The 15775-nt window shown below is 68.4% G+C and carries 13 protein-coding genes; 5 read left to right on the top strand and 8 right to left on the bottom strand.

What is annotated here, in order from left to right; genetic code table 11:
- Window position 1 precedes the first annotated feature (1 nt).
- A complete protein-coding gene (locus GSI01S_RS02460; RefSeq protein WP_006894764.1) occupies window positions 2–1012 on the bottom strand; it encodes an AurF N-oxygenase family protein in 1011 nt (336 codons plus the stop codon).
- A gap of 161 nt (window positions 1013–1173) precedes the next feature.
- On the opposite strand from GSI01S_RS02460, the gene GSI01S_RS02465 reads away from it, so the two are divergent.
- Entirely contained in the window at window positions 1174–2862 is a 1689-nt protein-coding gene (locus GSI01S_RS02465) for a cation:proton antiporter (protein WP_006894765.1), read from the top strand.
- Between the two features lie 15 nt (window positions 2863–2877).
- Here the strand turns inward: GSI01S_RS02465 and GSI01S_RS02470 are convergent, their stop codons facing one another.
- Entirely contained in the window at window positions 2878–3177 is a 300-nt protein-coding gene (locus tag GSI01S_RS02470; RefSeq protein ID WP_006894767.1) for a hypothetical protein, read from the bottom strand.
- A gap of 176 nt (window positions 3178–3353) precedes the next feature.
- On the opposite strand from GSI01S_RS02470, the gene GSI01S_RS02475 reads away from it, so the two are divergent.
- Together GSI01S_RS02475 and GSI01S_RS02480 are read left to right on the top strand one after the other, a co-directional pair.
- Complete coding sequence (locus GSI01S_RS02475; RefSeq protein ID WP_006894768.1) at window positions 3354–4220, top strand: universal stress protein; 867 nt, start codon at window positions 3354–3356, stop codon at window positions 4218–4220.
- A 140-nt stretch (window positions 4221–4360) separates the two neighbouring features.
- Entirely contained in the window at window positions 4361–5575 is a 1215-nt protein-coding gene (locus GSI01S_RS02480) for an MFS transporter (protein WP_006894770.1), read from the top strand.
- Here GSI01S_RS02480 and GSI01S_RS02485 read toward each other — a convergent pair.
- On the bottom strand, window positions 5529–7103 hold the full coding sequence (locus tag GSI01S_RS02485; protein ID WP_006894771.1) for a dolichyl-phosphate-mannose--protein mannosyltransferase: 1575 nt from the start codon (window positions 7101–7103) through the stop codon (window positions 5529–5531). The two genes, GSI01S_RS02480 and GSI01S_RS02485, sit on opposite strands and share 47 nt — an antisense overlap.
- Window positions 7104–7138: 35 nt before the next feature.
- Here GSI01S_RS02485 and rsmI point away from each other — a divergent pair, with 35 nt between their 5' ends.
- Together rsmI and GSI01S_RS02495 are read left to right on the top strand one after the other, a co-directional pair.
- Window positions 7139–8011 carry a 16S rRNA (cytidine(1402)-2'-O)-methyltransferase gene (rsmI, locus tag GSI01S_RS02490; RefSeq protein ID WP_006894772.1) on the top strand — a complete coding sequence of 291 codons (873 nt, stop codon included), beginning with the start codon at window positions 7139–7141 and terminating at the stop codon, window positions 8009–8011.
- 2 nt (window positions 8012–8013) lie between these two features.
- The gene (locus GSI01S_RS02495; protein ID WP_006894773.1) at window positions 8014–9090 is read left to right on the top strand and encodes a tellurite resistance/C4-dicarboxylate transporter family protein; all 1077 of its coding nucleotides are present in this window, start codon (window positions 8014–8016) and stop codon (window positions 9088–9090) included.
- Here GSI01S_RS02495 and GSI01S_RS02500 read toward each other — a convergent pair.
- The 5 genes from GSI01S_RS02500 to GSI01S_RS02520 form a co-directional block, all read right to left on the bottom strand.
- Complete coding sequence (locus GSI01S_RS02500; protein WP_006894774.1) at window positions 9059–10258, bottom strand: aminodeoxychorismate synthase component I; 1200 nt, start codon at window positions 10256–10258, stop codon at window positions 9059–9061. The two genes, GSI01S_RS02495 and GSI01S_RS02500, sit on opposite strands and share 32 nt — an antisense overlap.
- Window positions 10255–11826: a methionine--tRNA ligase gene (metG, locus tag GSI01S_RS02505; RefSeq protein WP_006894775.1), complete on the bottom strand. Its 1572-nt coding sequence runs from the start codon at window positions 11824–11826 to the stop codon at window positions 10255–10257. Before metG ends, GSI01S_RS02500 begins: the two co-directional genes overlap by 4 nt.
- A 31-nt stretch (window positions 11827–11857) precedes the next feature.
- Window positions 11858–14227, bottom strand: coding sequence for a glycoside hydrolase family 65 protein (locus tag GSI01S_RS02510; protein ID WP_039866751.1), 2370 nt, complete (start codon window positions 14225–14227; stop codon window positions 11858–11860).
- A 127-nt stretch (window positions 14228–14354) separates the two neighbouring features.
- Window positions 14355–15086 carry a beta-phosphoglucomutase family hydrolase gene (locus tag GSI01S_RS02515; RefSeq protein ID WP_039866753.1) on the bottom strand — a complete coding sequence of 244 codons (732 nt, stop codon included), beginning with the start codon at window positions 15084–15086 and terminating at the stop codon, window positions 14355–14357.
- A 2-nt stretch (window positions 15087–15088) separates the two neighbouring features.
- A partial coding sequence (locus GSI01S_RS02520) for an HNH endonuclease signature motif containing protein (RefSeq protein WP_006894780.1) occupies window positions 15089–15775 on the bottom strand: 687 nt, incomplete at its 5' end.

A 15775-nucleotide genomic window follows, 5' to 3' on the forward strand; every position in this document is an offset into this window, starting at 1 on the left:
TTCAGCTCGCGTTGTAGGTGGGCTCGCTGCGGTAGCGAGAGGAACGGCCGTCGATGCCCATCGCGCGCCACACCTGGCGGGAGGCCGGGTTCATCAGGCCACACTGCTCGGCGAGCATGCGGACGTCGCCGAACACGCCGGACAGGAAGATCTGCGACTGCTCCGACTTCCAGAAGATGTCCTTCATGACGCTCTTCGGCACGTCGAACTCGCGCTCGAAGTCCTTCGGCGGAACCACGATCGCGCTGCACAGCACGCGCATGACGATCGGCATCGCGATCGACAGTGCGAACTTGGTGATCGGGCCCTTGCGGGGGACCGTGTTGCGCAGGTGGTTGTGCGCGAACGAGATGTGCCGGGCCTCCTCGGCCACGTGGAGTTCCATCACCGCGGACATCGCGGGGTGCAGTTCCTCGCGTGCGCGCAGGAAGTCCTTCTGGATGTGGTCGATCGGCTCTTCGCCCGCCAGGACGCCGAAGTAGAAGATCGTCGGCCAGAAGGTGGAGAACAGCGGGATGATCGGCGATGCACGGCGCAGCCACCAGCGCATTCCCTTGGTGTCCATGCCGATGCGGTTCACCAGCTCCTGGAACATGAGGGTGTGGTTGCACTCCTCCTTGGCCTCGTGAGTGGTGTAACGGAACCGCTTGTCACCGTTCGGGAGGCGGTCGGCGTACTGCATGAGGCCGCGGATCAGGATCGACTCGAACTGAAGACCGACCTTCGCGACATTGGCCTGGCGCCACATGCCGATCTTGATCTGCTTCTCCTTGGGGAGGCTCTGGTACCAGGGATGCCGGCCGATCGGGTCCACCTTGTACGAGAGGATCCACCGCGGATCGTTCGGGATCACGGCCATGTGCGGCGCGTCCCAGTCGATGTCGATGTAGGGGTCGAAGTTGCGCCGGACCGACGCGGTCGAGAGGTCCTCGAGGACCTGCTGGTAGTCGGTCCCGGTGTCCTGCTTGGCAGGCGGTGTGTACGTGGTGGGCCGGGGCTGCGTGGACGTCATTGTCTTCTCCTGACTTGCGTCGGTGGACGAAGGCCGCCGAAGTAGAACTTGTTGTCCCAAGCGTCGCACCGCAGCCCGATCTTGTCAATGTTCGATGGCACAGTCAGCGTGGACATATGGCGGTGTCGCGGGTCACACCGCCGGCAAGGGAGAATGACCGCGTGGAGATCGTGGGAATCGTCGTCGTGTGCGTGCTGGCGGTCGCCGGCGCCAACCAACTCGCCCCCCGTGTGCGGATCGCCGCGCCGTTGCTGCTGGTCGGTTTCGGGGTCGCCGTGAGCTACCTGCCGGGAGTCCCGCCTATCTGGGTGGATCCGGAGGTCGTGTTGATCGGCGTGCTTCCGCCGCTGCTGTACGCCGCGGCCGTGGCGCTGCCCGCGATGGACTTCAAGCGCGACTTCCAGGCGATCAGCGGACTGTCGATCGTGCTGGTCGTGATCAGCGCGCTCCTGCTGGGACTGCTCTTCATGCTGATACTGCCGGACGCGGATTACGCCACCGGCGTGGCGCTCGGTGCGATTCTCAGTCCCACCGACGCGGTCGCGACCACCACCGTCAAACGGGTCGGTGCGCCGCAGCGGCTCATCACGGTGCTCTCGGGGGAGAGTCTGTTCAACGACGCGAGCGCGCTGGTGGTGCTCCGCGCCGCGATCGCCGCGATGGCGGGCGGACTGTCGATGGTGGGCGTGGCCCTCTCGTTCGTCTGGGCGATCATCGGCGCCGTCATCGTCGGCGGCGCAGTGGGCTGGGTCTTCATCGTCGCCCGCGCGCGCATCTCGAACGCCGCGGTGGCGACGGCGGTCTCGTTCACCGCGCCCTACATCGCGTACGTGCCGACCGAGATCATGGGCGCCTCCGGACTGGTGGCCGCGGTGGCCGCCGGACTGGTGACGGGCCGAGGGTCGGTGCGCAGGCTCACCGCGGCGCACCGGCAGTCGGACCAGCAGACGTGGCGAACCGTCGAGTTGCTCTTGGAGGGCGGCGTCTTCCTGCTCATGGGACTCGAACTGAAGGCCCTGGTGATGGATGTGACGGCGAGCCACGAAAGCGTCATCCACGCCTTCTGGCCCGCGGCGATCGCGTTCGTGCTGTTGATGGTGATCCGGTGGGGATTCGTGATGACCCTGGTCGCGGCCATCTCCCGGCGGTCGCGCAGGGTGATCGCCCGGGAGCCGATTCTCGAGCAGATGCAGGACCGACTGGGAGATCCCGACGCGGCCGCCGACCGGCTGACGCGGCGGTTCCAGCGCCGGATCGACCGGCGGCTCGCGGACATCGAGTACTACCGGACCGAGTCGATCGGCTTCCGCGAAGGACACGTGGTGGTCTGGGCGGGGATGCGCGGTGTCGTCACGCTGGCCGCGGCGCAGACCCTCCCCGCCGACACGCCGTACCGTTCGCTGTTGGTACTCGTCGCCTTCGTCGTCGCGACCGGGTCGCTGATGATCCAGGGCAGCACGCTGGGTGCGTTCATCAAATGGATGAGGCTGCCCGACCACCGTGCCGACGCGGCGCGTGAACTGCAGCGGCTGAACCGGGAGATGGCCTCCATCAGCGTCGAAGTGCTCACCGACCCCGCTGTCTGTTCCGACAGCATGCTCGCCCGCAATGTGGAACAGGTGCGCTCGCTGGAGGCCTCCGACGACGGCGACCCCACCGGCGACGTCCTGGACCGGCGTCTGCGCAACGCGGTCGAGATGCGGCGCGTCCGACGCGTCATCATCGACCGCCAGCGTGCCGAACTCATCGATCTCCGCGACCGCGGGGCCTACAGCTCGGAGGCCCTGACCTCCGCGCTCGCGCGCCTCGACGCGGAGGAGATCAGCCTCGACGCGCAGGCGAACCGGTGAGCGGCTGCGGCCCGGTCAGTCCACGATGACGCTGGGCAGTGCGCCGGTGAACCAGAGAAGCGAGAGCGCCAGCAGGAACCACGTCGCACCCTGCCAGATCTGCCACCGGCCGCCCGATTTCCAGTTCAGGTAGGTCCGGACCATCGCCGCCAGGGTCCCGAGGATCACGACGCTCGGGGCGGCGAGGATGAAGAACTCGTTGAGTCCGCCGCTGGTCGACATCGCCGCGATCAGCACCACGACTCCGAGTGCGACGGTGACGCAGACATGCGTCGCCGCGTCGCGGATCTCGCGCGGGGCGGTGGTGGTCGACATCGTCAGGACACCTCGATTGCGTCGGGTTGGGGACGTTTGACCTCTATTGTACGGATCGACACACCCGGACCTAGTACCGATGCGGCGGCCGGGCTCTTGGTGAACAATGGGAGCCGAGGCTTAGTACGGAAGCCGACACAAGGGCTCCGGGCCGGTGTGAAGGAGAGCAGTCGCAAATGAGCTTGATTCTGGTCGGCGTAGACGGATCGCCCGAATCGACCAATGCGGTTCGGTGGGCAGCTGCCGCGGCTGCCCTCGAGGACCTCGATCTGAAGATCGTCGCCGCATACAGCTCCACCACCAGTGACTACGCCCCCGGCCTCGTGATCCCGCAGGATGTGATCGACGCGATCCGCAGCGAAGCAACCGGGTTCGTGCAGGAGGCCGCCGCCACCGCTCGCGAGGTGGCTCCGGACGTGAAGCTGAACGGCTCGATCGTCGAGGGAGACGCCGCTCGCGTGCTCCTCGAACTCGGCGAACACGCCCAGATCACCGTGCTCGGCACGCGCGGTCTGAGCAGTGTGAAGGGTCTGTTCCTCGGTTCGGTGAGCACCAGCGTCGCCGCGCACTCGAAGGGCCGCGTCGTGATCGTACCCGGCGGGGCCCTCGGCGGTGACGGACCGGTCGTGGTGGGCGTCGACGACTCCAAGATCAGCGACCCGGCGGTGGCCGAGGCGTACCGCCAGGCCGATCTGCGGAAGAAGAAGCTGGTCGCCGTGCACACCTGGACTCCGCTCGATGCCGACGCCCTGCACGGTTTCGGTCTCGACGAGCAGGAGATCGACGAGATGTCGCAGCAGGCGGTCGAGGCCGTCGCCGAGCGCATGGCCGGATACGGCCAGGACTACCCAGATGTGGAGGTGGAGCGCGTGGTGGTTCCGGAGGAGCCGGCGAAGGCGATCCTCGACGCCGCGGGCGACAAGGCCTCGCTGATCGTCATGGGCAGCCGTGGCCGCGGCGGCTTCACCGGACTGCTGCTGGGATCGCGCAGTCAGAAGGTGCTCCATCACGCGCAGGTGCCGGTGATGATCGTCCGCCGCTGACGGCAGCGTCGGTAGCGAGACAGGGTTTCGACAGGAGCCGGGCGCGGAAGCGCCCGGCTCCTGCACGTTCGCGGCGGCCGCCGACCGTCGCCGACCGGATGAGCGGGCCGGTCGCGCGCACCCGATAATCTGAGTCCACAATGAAGAACCTGCCTCGCGGACTGTGGATCCTGCTGATCGCGAACGCCGTGATCGCGCTCGGCTTCGGTCTCATCGCCCCGGCGCTGCCGATCTTCGCCAAGACCTTCGACGTGTCGTCGGCGGCGGCCGGGTTCGTGGTCTCGGCGTTCGCGCTGATGCGGCTGCTGTTCGCGCCCGCAGGCGGCCGTCTGGTGACGATCCTCGGGGAACGCAAGATCTACCTGACCGGATTGCTGATCGTCGCGCTGAGCACCGCGGCCTGCGCGTTCGCGCAGAGCTACTGGCAACTGCTGGTGTTCCGGGCGGCGGGCGGCATCGGTTCGACGATGTTCACCGTCTCGGCGATGGCATTGCTGATCCGGCTCTCGCCCCAGGAGGTTCGGGGACGGGCCTCCGGATACTTCTCGGCGGGCTTTCTCGTCGGCAACCTCACCGGACCGCTGATCGGTGCGGCGCTGGTGGACTTCGGTCTCCGTCTGCCGTTCGTGGTGTACGCGATCGCGTTGCTGGTCGCGACCGCTGTGGTGGCGACGTTCATGCCCCCTCCGCCCGAGCCGCAGCGCGCCGACGCGGCCGACGCGGTCCTGCCCGCTGCGCCGGCGTTCTTCGCGTCGCTGCGACAGCGCGAATACCGCGCGATCCTGACTTCGAACTTCGCGCAGGGCTGGGCGTCGATGGGGGTCCGCGTGGCACTGGTGCCGATCTTCGTCCAAGACGGGCTCGGTTACGGGACGGCCTGGGCGGGCATCATTCTGGCGTGCTACGCCGCGGGCAACATGATTGCGATCCTGCTGTCGGGCCGGTTGTCGGATCGATACGGGCGACGAGCGGTGATGATCCCCGGACTGATCGTGGCCGCTGCGGGGACGCTGCTGCTGGGCTATTCGCCCGACATCTGGATCGCGCTGGCGCTGACCGCCGTCGCCGGCGTCGGCTCAGGCCTGTTCGCACCCACGCACCAGGCCGCGCTCGGCGACATGCTGGCGGGCAAGCGGCGTGGCGGATCCGCGCTCGCGGCCTACGGCATGGCCTCCGACCTCGGCGCGGTGTCGGGCCCGATCCTCACCGGTCTCGTCGCAGACGTCTTCGGTTTCGGCCCGGCCTTCATCGTGACGGGCTGTGTGGTGCTGCTGGCCCTGGCGATGTGGCTGGTCACACCGCGTCAGCTCACGACCAGCTCGGCAACCAGATCTGCTGACCCCATTCGACGTTAGAGATCGGCGCGCCGGTCAGAACCGGCCAGAGCCACACGAAGTTCGCGATCACCAGCGCGATGTACAGCGAGACCACCAGGACGCTGATCAGCCGTCTCTCCGATGTGGCGCCGCGGGGTGCGGCGCGCAGGAGGTCGCCGCAGACCAGTGCCAACCCCATCACCAGGAACGGGGCCATCGCCGTGGCGTAGAAGAAGTACATCTGCCGGTCGATGTCGGCGAACCAGGGCAGGATGCCCGCGCCGTATGCGGCCAGGACCGCCGCGTAGCGCCAGTCGCGGCGGGACACGATGCGCCAGAGCGCCCACACGATCATCGGCAGCGACAGCCACCACATCGCCGGCGTCCCGATCAGCATCTGCGCACGCACGCAGTCCGAACCACCGCATTGATCAGGCCCGTAGGAGATGGCGTAGAGCATCGGACGCAGACCCATGGGCCAGGTCCAGGGTTTCGACTCCCACGGATGGTGATTGCCCGCCGCGTTGGTCAGCCCGGCGTGGAACTCGAGGATGCCCGACTCGTAGTACCAGAACGACCGGACGGCCGCAGGCACCCAGGAGAACGGGCCGCCGGTGCCGATCTTCTCTCCGACCACGTAACGGTAGACCGAGGTCTCGGACGAGAACCACGGTGCGAAACTCGCCACGTACATGAGGAAGGGGAGCACGCCCAGTGACGCCGCCGACGGGATCAGGTCGCGTCGCAGCACACCGACCCACGGACGCCGGAGGCGGTAGGCGCGGCGTGCCGAGACGTCGAAGGCCAGTGAGAGCAGCGTGAACACGATGACGAAATAGGCGCCCGACCATTTGACGCCGCAGGCCAGCCCCAGCATCACCCCGGCGGTGAACCGGTACCAGCGGAAGCCGAAGCGCGGACCGAAGGGGGAGTCGTCCATCCGGCCCTGCAGCCACACCCGGTGCATGCGCTGGCGCATCTGATCGCGGTCGGCGATCAAGGCGGCGAAAGCGAGCACGATGAACAGGATCTGGAAGATGTCGAGCATCCCCATGCGGGACTGCACGAACAGCACGCCCTCGCAGATCGCGAAGACGCCGGCGATCGCGCCGATCAGCGTCGACCGCGCCATCCGCCGGACCGTCAGATACACCGCGAGCACGATGATCACACCCGAGACCGCCGACATGAAACGCCAGCCCATCGGGTTGTAGCCGAACATCCATTCGCCGCCCGCGAGGATCCACTTGCCCACGGGCGGGTGGACCACCAGGCCGTACGCGGGATTGTCCTCGATGAAGTTGCCGCCGGTCAGGACCTGCCATCCCTGCGGGACGTAGTGCTTCTCGTCGAAGACCGGTGTGCCCTTGTCGGTCGGGTGCTGCAGATCCCAGAACCTGGTGGCCACCGCGATGAGGACCAGGATCGCGCCGACGACGGTGCCGCGGAGCCGGTCGGTGGGCCCGAACACCGGCTCCGGGACGCGCGGACCGGGTGCCGTGCCGAGGTCTTCGGTGAGCGCGCGGTCTTCCGCGGTCGCGCGGTCGAGGATGGCGGCGGGGGTCACCTGTGCGATGGTAGCCGGATCAGTAGTCTGAGTCGGTGACCAGTAGTGACGGACAGTCGAGCGCAGCGGGGGCCGGACGGCTGGTGCTGGCCGGGACTCCGATGGGACAGCCCGGCGACGCGTCGCCCCGGCTCCGCGAGGCGCTCGGTTCGGCCGACATCGTGGCCGCCGAGGACACTCGCCGGACTCGTGCGCTGGCGGCGGCGCTCGACGTCGAGATCAACGGCCGGGTGATCAGCTACTACGACCAGGTGGAAGCGTCCAGAGCGCCGGCTCTGGTGGAGGCGATCGTCGGGGGAGCGACGGTGCTGCTGGTGACCGATGCGGGGATGCCGTCGGTGAGCGATCCCGGCTACCGGCTGGTGGTCGCGTGTGCCGACGCGGGGCTGCCGATCACGTGTCTGCCGGGTCCGTCCGCGGTGACGACCGCGCTGGCGCTGTCGGCGATGCCGTCCGAACGGTTCTGCTTCGACGGCTTCGCTCCCCGCAAACAGGGCGCGCGCCGGGACTGGCTGGCCGAACTGCGCACGCAGCCGCGCACGGTCGTGTTCTTCGAATCTCCGCACCGGCTGGCGCAGACTCTCGCCGACGCCGCCGATGTGCTGGGTCCGGACCGCCGCGCCGCGGTCTGCCGGGAGCTCACCAAGACCTATGAGGAGGTGCGGCGTGGCCGGCTCGACGAGCTCGCCGAGTGGGCGGCCGATGGCGTCAAAGGCGAGATCACCGTCGTGATCGCCGGAGCGTCCGAGACGGACGAGACGGTGGGACTCGACGAGGTGGTGGAGCGGGCCCGCCGGCTCGCAGACTCGGGGCTGCGGCTGAAGGACGCGTCCGCCCGGGCCGCCGCCGGTACCGCCTACTCGCGGCGGGACGTGTACCAGGCCGTGCTGGAGAGCCGAGGGGAGTGAGCGTGGCACGGCTGCGCGGTCTCGACGACGTGATTCGCGAGCTGAATCCCGCCTACTTCTCCCTGGTGATGGCTACCGGGATCGTGTCGATCGCGACCGAGATCGAAGGCTGGCGGCTGCTGTCGGTGATCCTGATGTGGATCACCGGTCTCGCCTTCGGCGTGCTGCTGCTGCTCAATGCGGCCCGGCTCGCCCGGCATCGCGACGCGGTGGTCTTCGACCTCCGGGTGCCGAACCGCACTTTCGGCTTCTTCACCGTCGTCGCGGCGACGAGTGTGCTCGGGACCCGGCTGATGCTCGACGGCCATCTCGTCGCGGCCCTGGTGCTGCTGGGCTTCGCCGCCTCGATGTGGCTGGTCCTGGGTTATGCGCTGCCGCCGATGGCGTTCACCGCACGCATCGGCCAGTCGCAGCTCGAGCGGGCCGACGGCACCTGGTTCCTCTGGGTGGTGGCGACGCAGTCGGTGGCCGTTCTCGCCGCCGCCGTTCAGCCCCACGTCACCAGCGGTCAGGCCGAGCTCGCGCTGCTGGCCGCGCTGTGCTGGGCGGTCGGGGTGTTCCTCTACATGGCCGTGGCTCTGTTCGTGGCCGCGCGAATATTCATGCACCATCCGAAACCGGACCAGTTGAGCGGCGCGTACTGGATCGCGATGGGGGCGACGGCGATCACCGTGGTCGCGGGCGCGAACATCGAGAGCATGGCGGACGTGCCGGTGCTGGACGTGATGCGCGGAACCGTCGAATCGGTGTCGGTCTTCTTCTGGGCGTTCGGTACCTGGCTGGTACCGCCGTTGCTGTTCGCCGGGTACTGGCGGCATATCCGCCACCGGATACCACTCCGCTACGACGCCTCGTTCTGGGCCATCGTGTTCCCGCTCGGCATGTACGGAGTCGGCAGTCACCAGATCGGCTCGGTGAACGGTATCCCGCTGATCGATCACATCGGGCACGTCGAGATCTGGATCGCCACGGCGGCCTGGTTCGTGACCTTCGCGGGGTTCGCGGCTTCGCTGGCCGGTCGGTCGCCCCGGCTGCTGCCGCTGCGGTCTATCGAGAACGCGGGCCCGGATGCACGGTGAAGCCGACGATCGAGGCCGCCTTGTCGAGGCATTCCTGCCACTCCGCCGCCGGTGACGAGTCGATGGTGATCCCGCCGCCGACGCCGAGCGTGAGGCCGCCGTCGGGGCCGACGGCCACCGTGCGGATCGCCACGTTGAGATCGAGCAGGCCGCCCGGGCCCGCGACGCCCACCGCGCCGCAGTAGATCCCGCGCGCGTGATCCTCCCAATCCGCGAGCAACTCGGCCGCGCGGATCTTCGGGGTTCCGGTGACCGATGCGGGTGGGAAGGCGGCATCGAGCAGGGAGCGGTTGCCGACCTCCGCACGCAGGGTCGCGGCCACCGTCGACACCAGATGCCACACGCCCGGGGCGCCGACCACCGTCAGCAGATCGGGCACGGTCACCGATCCGGTGCGCGCGACGCGCCCGAGATCGTTGCGGACGAGGTCGACGATCATCACGTTCTCGGCCACGTCCTTGGTGGACGCGGCGAGTACCGCTGGGTCGGCGGCGGCCGGAGCCGTGCCTTTGATGGGCGACGACGTCACCCGGTCGCCCCGCCGGTCCAGGAACGACTCGGGGCTGAAGCTCGCGACGGATCCCCAACCACCGGACAACCAGGCCGCCTTCGCCGGCGCCGTGGCGGCGGCGATGTCGGCGAAGAAATCGATGGGCCGGCCGTCGAGCTGCCCGTGGAACTGCGTGCAGACGCATGCCTGGTAGACCTCGCCGTCGGCGATGGCGTTGAGGCACTTCTGGACGGCGAACAGATGTCGGTCCCGGTCGGGGGAGACCCATTCGGCCGACCACCGCCTCGACTCGGGTGGAGCCGCCGCCTCCAGCGCCGCCCGGGCCCAGTCCGGCAGCGGGGCACCGGTGGCGGTGTTCCACGACCATTCGCCGTGCGACAACGTCAGCACTCCGTCGGTGACGCCCCCGACCACCGAGGGCAGCGGGGACTCCTCAGCCCGGACGGGGAATCCGAGTGCGCCGAACCAGTACCCGTCGGGCCGGTCGGGTGGCGCGAGCCCGGGGACCAGTTCGATCGACGGTGCGATCACCGCGTCGGCATCGGCCCAGTCACCGATCAGCCCGGCCGGGCCGGGCAGTCCGCGATCGGCGGCGGCCGCGTGGAATGAGCGGAGGACGTCGAGCGCGGAGGGTCCCCGCGCCGGATCACGAGTCATGCGTCCGCGGCGGGACTTTCCTGGCGCGGAAACACCGGGGCGGGCTTCGGCAGGGCGGTGCCCGGCGTCAGCCGGTCGGCGACGGCGGTGAACCGGCGATCGGCATCATCTGAGCCGACGGCGAGCAGATCGAGCAGGGTGGAGGCCGACTGCGGCATCACCGGCTGCACCAGCAGTGTCACGATGCGCACCACTTCGGCGCATACGTAGAGCACGGTGGCGGTGCGGTCGAGGTCGGTCTTGGCGAGCTTCCACGGCTCCTGCGCGGAGACGTACCGGTTGGCGTCGGCCAGCACCGACCACAGTGCTTCGAGCCCGAGGTGAATGGCCTGCTTGTCGAACTGTTCACGGACGCGCGGCAGCAGAGCGTCGGCGGCGTCGAGCAGGGCTCGGTCCTCGGCCGTGAACGGACCCGGCTCGGGCACCTGCGACCCGAAGTACTTGCCGATCATGCTGAGGGTGCGCTGGGCGAGGTTGCCGTACTCGTTGGCGAGATCGGAGTTGTTGCGCGAGACGATCGCCTCCGCCGAGTAGGAGCCGTCCTGCCCGTACGACACTTCGCGGAGGAAGAAGTAGCGCACCGTGTCGAGCCCGAACTTCTCGACCAGTTCGTGCGGGTCGACGACGTTGCCCACCGACTTGCTCATCTTCTGGCCGCGGTTGAACAGGAAGCCGTGCGCGAAGACCCGTTTCGGGACGTCGATGCCGGCGCTCATCAAGAAGGCCGGCCAGTAGACGCAGTGGAATCGGATGATGTCCTTGCCGATGATGTGCAGGTCGGCGGGCCAGTAACGTTCCAGCGTCTGCTGGTCGTCCGGGAAACCGACTCCGGTGAGGTAGTTGGTGAGGGCGTCCACCCACACGTACATCACGTGCTCGGGCGCGCCCGGGACCTTCACGCCCCAGTCGAAGGTGGTGCGCGAGATGGAGAGGTCGTTGAGGCCGCCCGCGACGAAGCTGCGGACCTCGTTGCGCCGCACGTCCGGTCCGATGAACTCGGGATGCTCGTCGTACAACGCGAGGAGACGGTCCTGATAGTTGGAGAGGCGGAAGAAGTAGGTCTGCTCCTCGGTCCAGGTGAGGACGTGACCGTTCTCGGTCGCAACGCGGTTGCCGTCCTCGTCGACGGTCGTCTCGTCCTCGGTGAAGAAGGCCTCGTCGCGGACGTCGTACCAGCCGGCGTAGGAGTCGAGGTAGATGTCGCCCGCCGCCTCCATCCGCTTCCAGATCTCCTCCGACGCCCGGTGGTGGTCGGAGTCGGTGGTGCGGATGAACCGGCTCAGATCGGTGCCGAGCGCGGCGTGCAGCGCCTCGAAGCGATCGGAGTTGGTCTTCGCCAGTTCCGCGGTGGAGACGCCCTCCTTCTCCGCGGTCTGCTGCATCTTCTGACCGTGCTCGTCGGTGCCGGACTGGAACCGGACGTCGAAGCCGTCCAGCGCCTTGAATCGCGCGAGGACGTCCGCGGAGATGAACTCATAGGCGTGCCCGATATGCGGGGCGCCGTTCGGGTACGCGATGGCGGTGGTGATGTAGAAGGGCGACGACGCGCCAAAGGACTCGCTCGGCATAGTAGCCCGATTGTACGTGCTCGCGATTCGTCTACCGCGCTGAGCGCTGGTACGGCTCGCATCCGGGCGGGGCCTCGGGTGCGGTGCGCGGCCCGAGCCGTGGAATGCCGAGGGTGACCGGATCGTCGCCGAGGACGAATCGCTCACCGTGATGGGCGAGTTCGACCGTCGGACCCGACAGCAGTCGGTAGGTCGCGGTGTCGGAGTCGACGGCGACGACGATGCGCGATTCGCGGATCATCATGCGGAACGACATGTAGCTGAGCTTCGAGGGAAGGCGCGGGGCGAAGGTGACCTGACCGTCGAAGTCGCGCATCCCGCCGAATCCGGCGACGCAGTCGGTCCAGGCGCCGGCCAGGGCCGCGATGTGCAGTCCCGACGAGACGTTGTTGTGCAGGTCGTGCAGATCGGTGAATACCGATTCGCTCATCAGGTCGTAGGCGAGGTCGAGGTATCCGACCTCGGCCGCGGTGACCGCCTCGCAGCAGGCCGAGAGCGACGAGTCGCGCACGGTGATCGGGTAGTAGTAGTCGAAGTTCGCCAGTTTCTGCTCAGGGGTGAAGCGGTCGCCGAACAGGTACATGGCGAAGACGAGGTCGGCCTGCTTCACCACCTGCTTGCGGTACAGGTCGAAGTACGGGTAGTTGAGCAGCAGCGGGTACCTGCCCTTCGAGCGCTCGAAGTCCCACCGGTCGAGTTTGGTGAACGACTCGCACTGCTGGTGGACGCCGAGTGCGTCGTCGTAGGGCACGGTCATATCGTCGGCGCACTGCGTCCAGAAGGCGGTCTCGTCGTGCGTCACGCCGAGCTGTCGTGCCACGACGGGCTGGCGCGAGCACGCGGCGACCGCGTCGCGCAGTGCCTGCTGGGCGGCGAGATTGGTGAAGACGTTGTTGTTGACGATCGCCGTGTACTCGTCGGGGCCGGTGATTCCGTCGATGCGGAACTTGCCCGCCGAATCGTGGTGGCCGAATCCGGCGAAGAACCTGGCGATCTCCACCAGCAGCTCGACGCCGCACTCGACCTCGAACGCCTCGTCGCCGGTGGCGCGGATGTAGCGGGCGGTGGCGTTCGCGATGTCGGCGGACACGTGGACTCCCGCGGTGCCGGCCGGCCAGTAGCCGGAGCACTCGTCACCGTTGATCGACCGCCACGGGAACATGGCGCCGTGCTGTGCGAGTTCGGCGGCCCGCGACCGGGCCTTGTCCATCGTGGCGTGCCGCCAGCGGAGTTCCTCGCCCGCGGCGGCGGGAACCGTGTACGTCAGCATCGGCAGCACGAAGCTCTCGGTGTCCCAGAACGTGTGGCCGTCGTAGCCGGGGCCGGTGAGCCCCTTGGCCGGGATGGCGCGCGATTGCCCGCGCGCACCGGCCTGCAGCACATGGAACAGGGAGAAGCGCACGGCCTGCTGGAGTTCGGGATCGCCGTCGAGTTCGATGTCGGCGTCGAGCCAGAACTCGTCGAGGTAGTCGGACTGCTCCTGTTTGAGGGCCTCCCAACCGGTCTCCTTGGCCATTGCCAGCGCGGCGTCCACCTGGGCGCGCAGCGCGGGCACCGACCGTCGGGCCGACCAGCCGTAGCCCATGTACTTGGTGAGCACCAGCTTGGTGCCCTGGGGCACGGCGGCCGCGACGGTGAGGCGTGCGAGGTCGCCGTCTGCGCGGATCGAGGTGTCCGCGGATGCGGGCAGTTCCAGTTCGTGGTCCATGCCCGCCGCCACGGCTAGTCCCGAGCGTGCGGTGTGGTGGACGAGAACCGCGGAGAAGTCTTCGCAGTCCGCGAGATCGGCGACCAGTGGGCGCTCCAGCGCCGCCGCCAACCGCGGATCCTCTTTGGCGGAGGCCGCCCCGCCCATCGGCTCGTTGGCGAGCAGATCGGACTGGAGGACCAGTTTCATGTCTTCACCGATCGGCTCCACCTCGTAGTGGATCGCGGCGATGGTGCGCTTGGTGAACGAGACCAGTCGTTCGGATCGGATGCGGACGGTGCGCCCGGTCGGGGAGGTCCACAGGGTGCTGCGCCGCAGGGTGCCGGTGCGGAAATCGAGTACACGTTCGTGCTCGACGGTGCGCCCGTACCTCAGGTCCATCGGCTCGTCCTCGACGAGCAGGCGGATGATCTTGGCGTCCGTCACGTTGACGACGGTCTGTCCGGACTCGGGGTAGCCGTAGCCGCTCTCGGCGTAGGGCAGGTCGCGCAACTCGTAGAACCCGCTCAAGTAGGTGCCCGGCTTGTCGACGGGTTCGCCTTCCTCGAAGCTGCCGCGCAGTCCGATGTGACCGTTCGACAGCGCGAACAGGGTCTCGGTGCGGCCGATCATGTCGATGTCCAGTCCCCGCCAGCGCAACTGCCACGGGCTGACGTCGAATCCCTCCACCGGGTGCACGCCGTGCTGCGGGATGTTGACCGGGTCCGTGTGGCTCGACGTGTCGCCGTGCGTGGTGTGGGCCAGCTCGCTGGTGGTCGGTTCGATCACGGACGGTCCTTCTCGGGCTCGTAGCTGCTCGGTTCGGTGGCGCGGTGGGCGGTCAGTTCTCGGCGAGAAGATCGTCGAGGTCGGTGACGACGATAGAGGCACCGGCGGCTTTCATCGCATCCGACTGGCCGCTGCCCACGCGATCGATGCCCACGACGTAGCCGAAGTCACCGGCAGCGCCCGCGGCGACCCCGGACACCGCGTCCTCGAAGACCGCCGCGGCGGAGGGATCGACACCCATCAGTTCCGCACCCCGCAGGTACGAGTCGGGCGCGGGCTTGCCCGCGAGTCGCTCGGCGACGATGGTGTTGCCGTCGACGCGCTGTTCCACGAACTGCGTCAGTCCCGCGGCTTCGAGGACCTGCTCGCCGTTGCGGGAACTGGTCACCACCGCGATGTGAAGCCCTGCCTCGCGGGCGGCGTGCAGGTAGCGGACGGAACCGGGGTAGGCGGTGACGCCGTCGCGGGCGAGCGCGGCGAGAAAGGCGTCGTTCTTTCCGTCCGCGATCGATGCGGCGGTGTCGTCGTCGACGGTGATGCTCCGCGACGCGAGGAAGGTGCGCACGCCGTCCATTCGGGGCCTCCCGTCGACGTAGTCGAAGTAGTCCTGGTCGGTGAACGGGCGGAGGCTGTCGGTCCGGCCTCCGATGTCGCCGCCGGCTCGTCGGGTGAGGAAGGTGTTGAACGCGTCCGTCCACGCGACGCGGTGCACCGATGCGGTGTCGGTGAGCACTCCGTCGAGGTCGAAGAGCGCAACCGTGATGTCATCAGGGAGTCCCAGCACGGTCACGACGCTACCCGCCGATCGGGGTCTCTACCCGTCAGACGTGTCGTGTCCCCGGCGGCTGCATCCGCACGGGCCGGCGGGTGCGGATTCGGCGGATGCAGATTCTTCGCTTGTCCGGGGTGGTGGATGGGGTTGAGGCGCCAGGGTTGGTCGGTGGTGGCTGGTCGCCAGGCCATGCGTCCGGCATCGGGTCCGTCGGTGAGGATGGTGGTCTCCCATTGTCCGCGGTTGGTGCCGACGGCGCGGTTGTGGCGCCCGCGCGCGGCGCCGAGAGCATCGATGTCGGTGCGCCCTCCCGGGGTGATCCAGTCCGGTGCGTGGTGGGCTTGGGTTTGGGCGAAGGGTCGGTCGCAGCCGGGGGCGGTGCAACCACGGTCGCGGGCGAACAACGCCAACCGCTGCGCTTTACTGGCGAACCGTGCCGCGCGGCCCTGGTAGAGGACTTCGCTGGTGTGATTCCGGAACACCGCCAGGTGCGGCACCGCGTCGGCGGCGAGCCGGACGAGTTCACCGATCGGGATGCGGGTGCCGGTGGCGGTCAACGCGATTCCGGCGTGGGCGGCGAGTTCTTGGTCGGTGACGGTGATGACCAACTCCGCTGGTATCCGGTTCGGTGCACCGAGTCCGCCGTGGGCGAGAACGTAATCACACAACGCCAGCAGCGCGTCGTGCGTGCGTTGGGCGGC

Origin of the sequence: Gordonia sihwensis NBRC 108236 (genome assembly GCF_000333035.1) — a bacterium.
Lineage (GTDB): Bacteria > Actinomycetota > Actinomycetes > Mycobacteriales > Mycobacteriaceae > Gordonia > Gordonia sihwensis.

Excerpts from the sequence above, each read along its gene's own strand:
- GSI01S_RS02460 (WP_006894764.1), bottom strand. The coding sequence starts at position 1,012 with ATGACGTCCACGCAGCCCCGGCCCACCACGTACACACCGCCTGCCAAG.
- GSI01S_RS02470 (WP_006894767.1), bottom strand. The coding sequence starts at position 3,177 with ATGTCGACCACCACCGCCCCGCGCGAGATCCGCGACGCGGCGACGCAT.
- GSI01S_RS02475 (WP_006894768.1), top strand. The coding sequence starts at position 3,354 with ATGAGCTTGATTCTGGTCGGCGTAGACGGATCGCCCGAATCGACCAAT.
- GSI01S_RS02480 (WP_006894770.1), top strand. The coding sequence starts at position 4,361 with ATGAAGAACCTGCCTCGCGGACTGTGGATCCTGCTGATCGCGAACGCC.
- GSI01S_RS02500 (WP_006894774.1), bottom strand. The coding sequence starts at position 10,258 with ATGACTCGTGATCCGGCGCGGGGACCCTCCGCGCTCGACGTCCTCCGC.
- metG (WP_006894775.1), bottom strand. The coding sequence starts at position 11,826 with ATGCCGAGCGAGTCCTTTGGCGCGTCGTCGCCCTTCTACATCACCACC.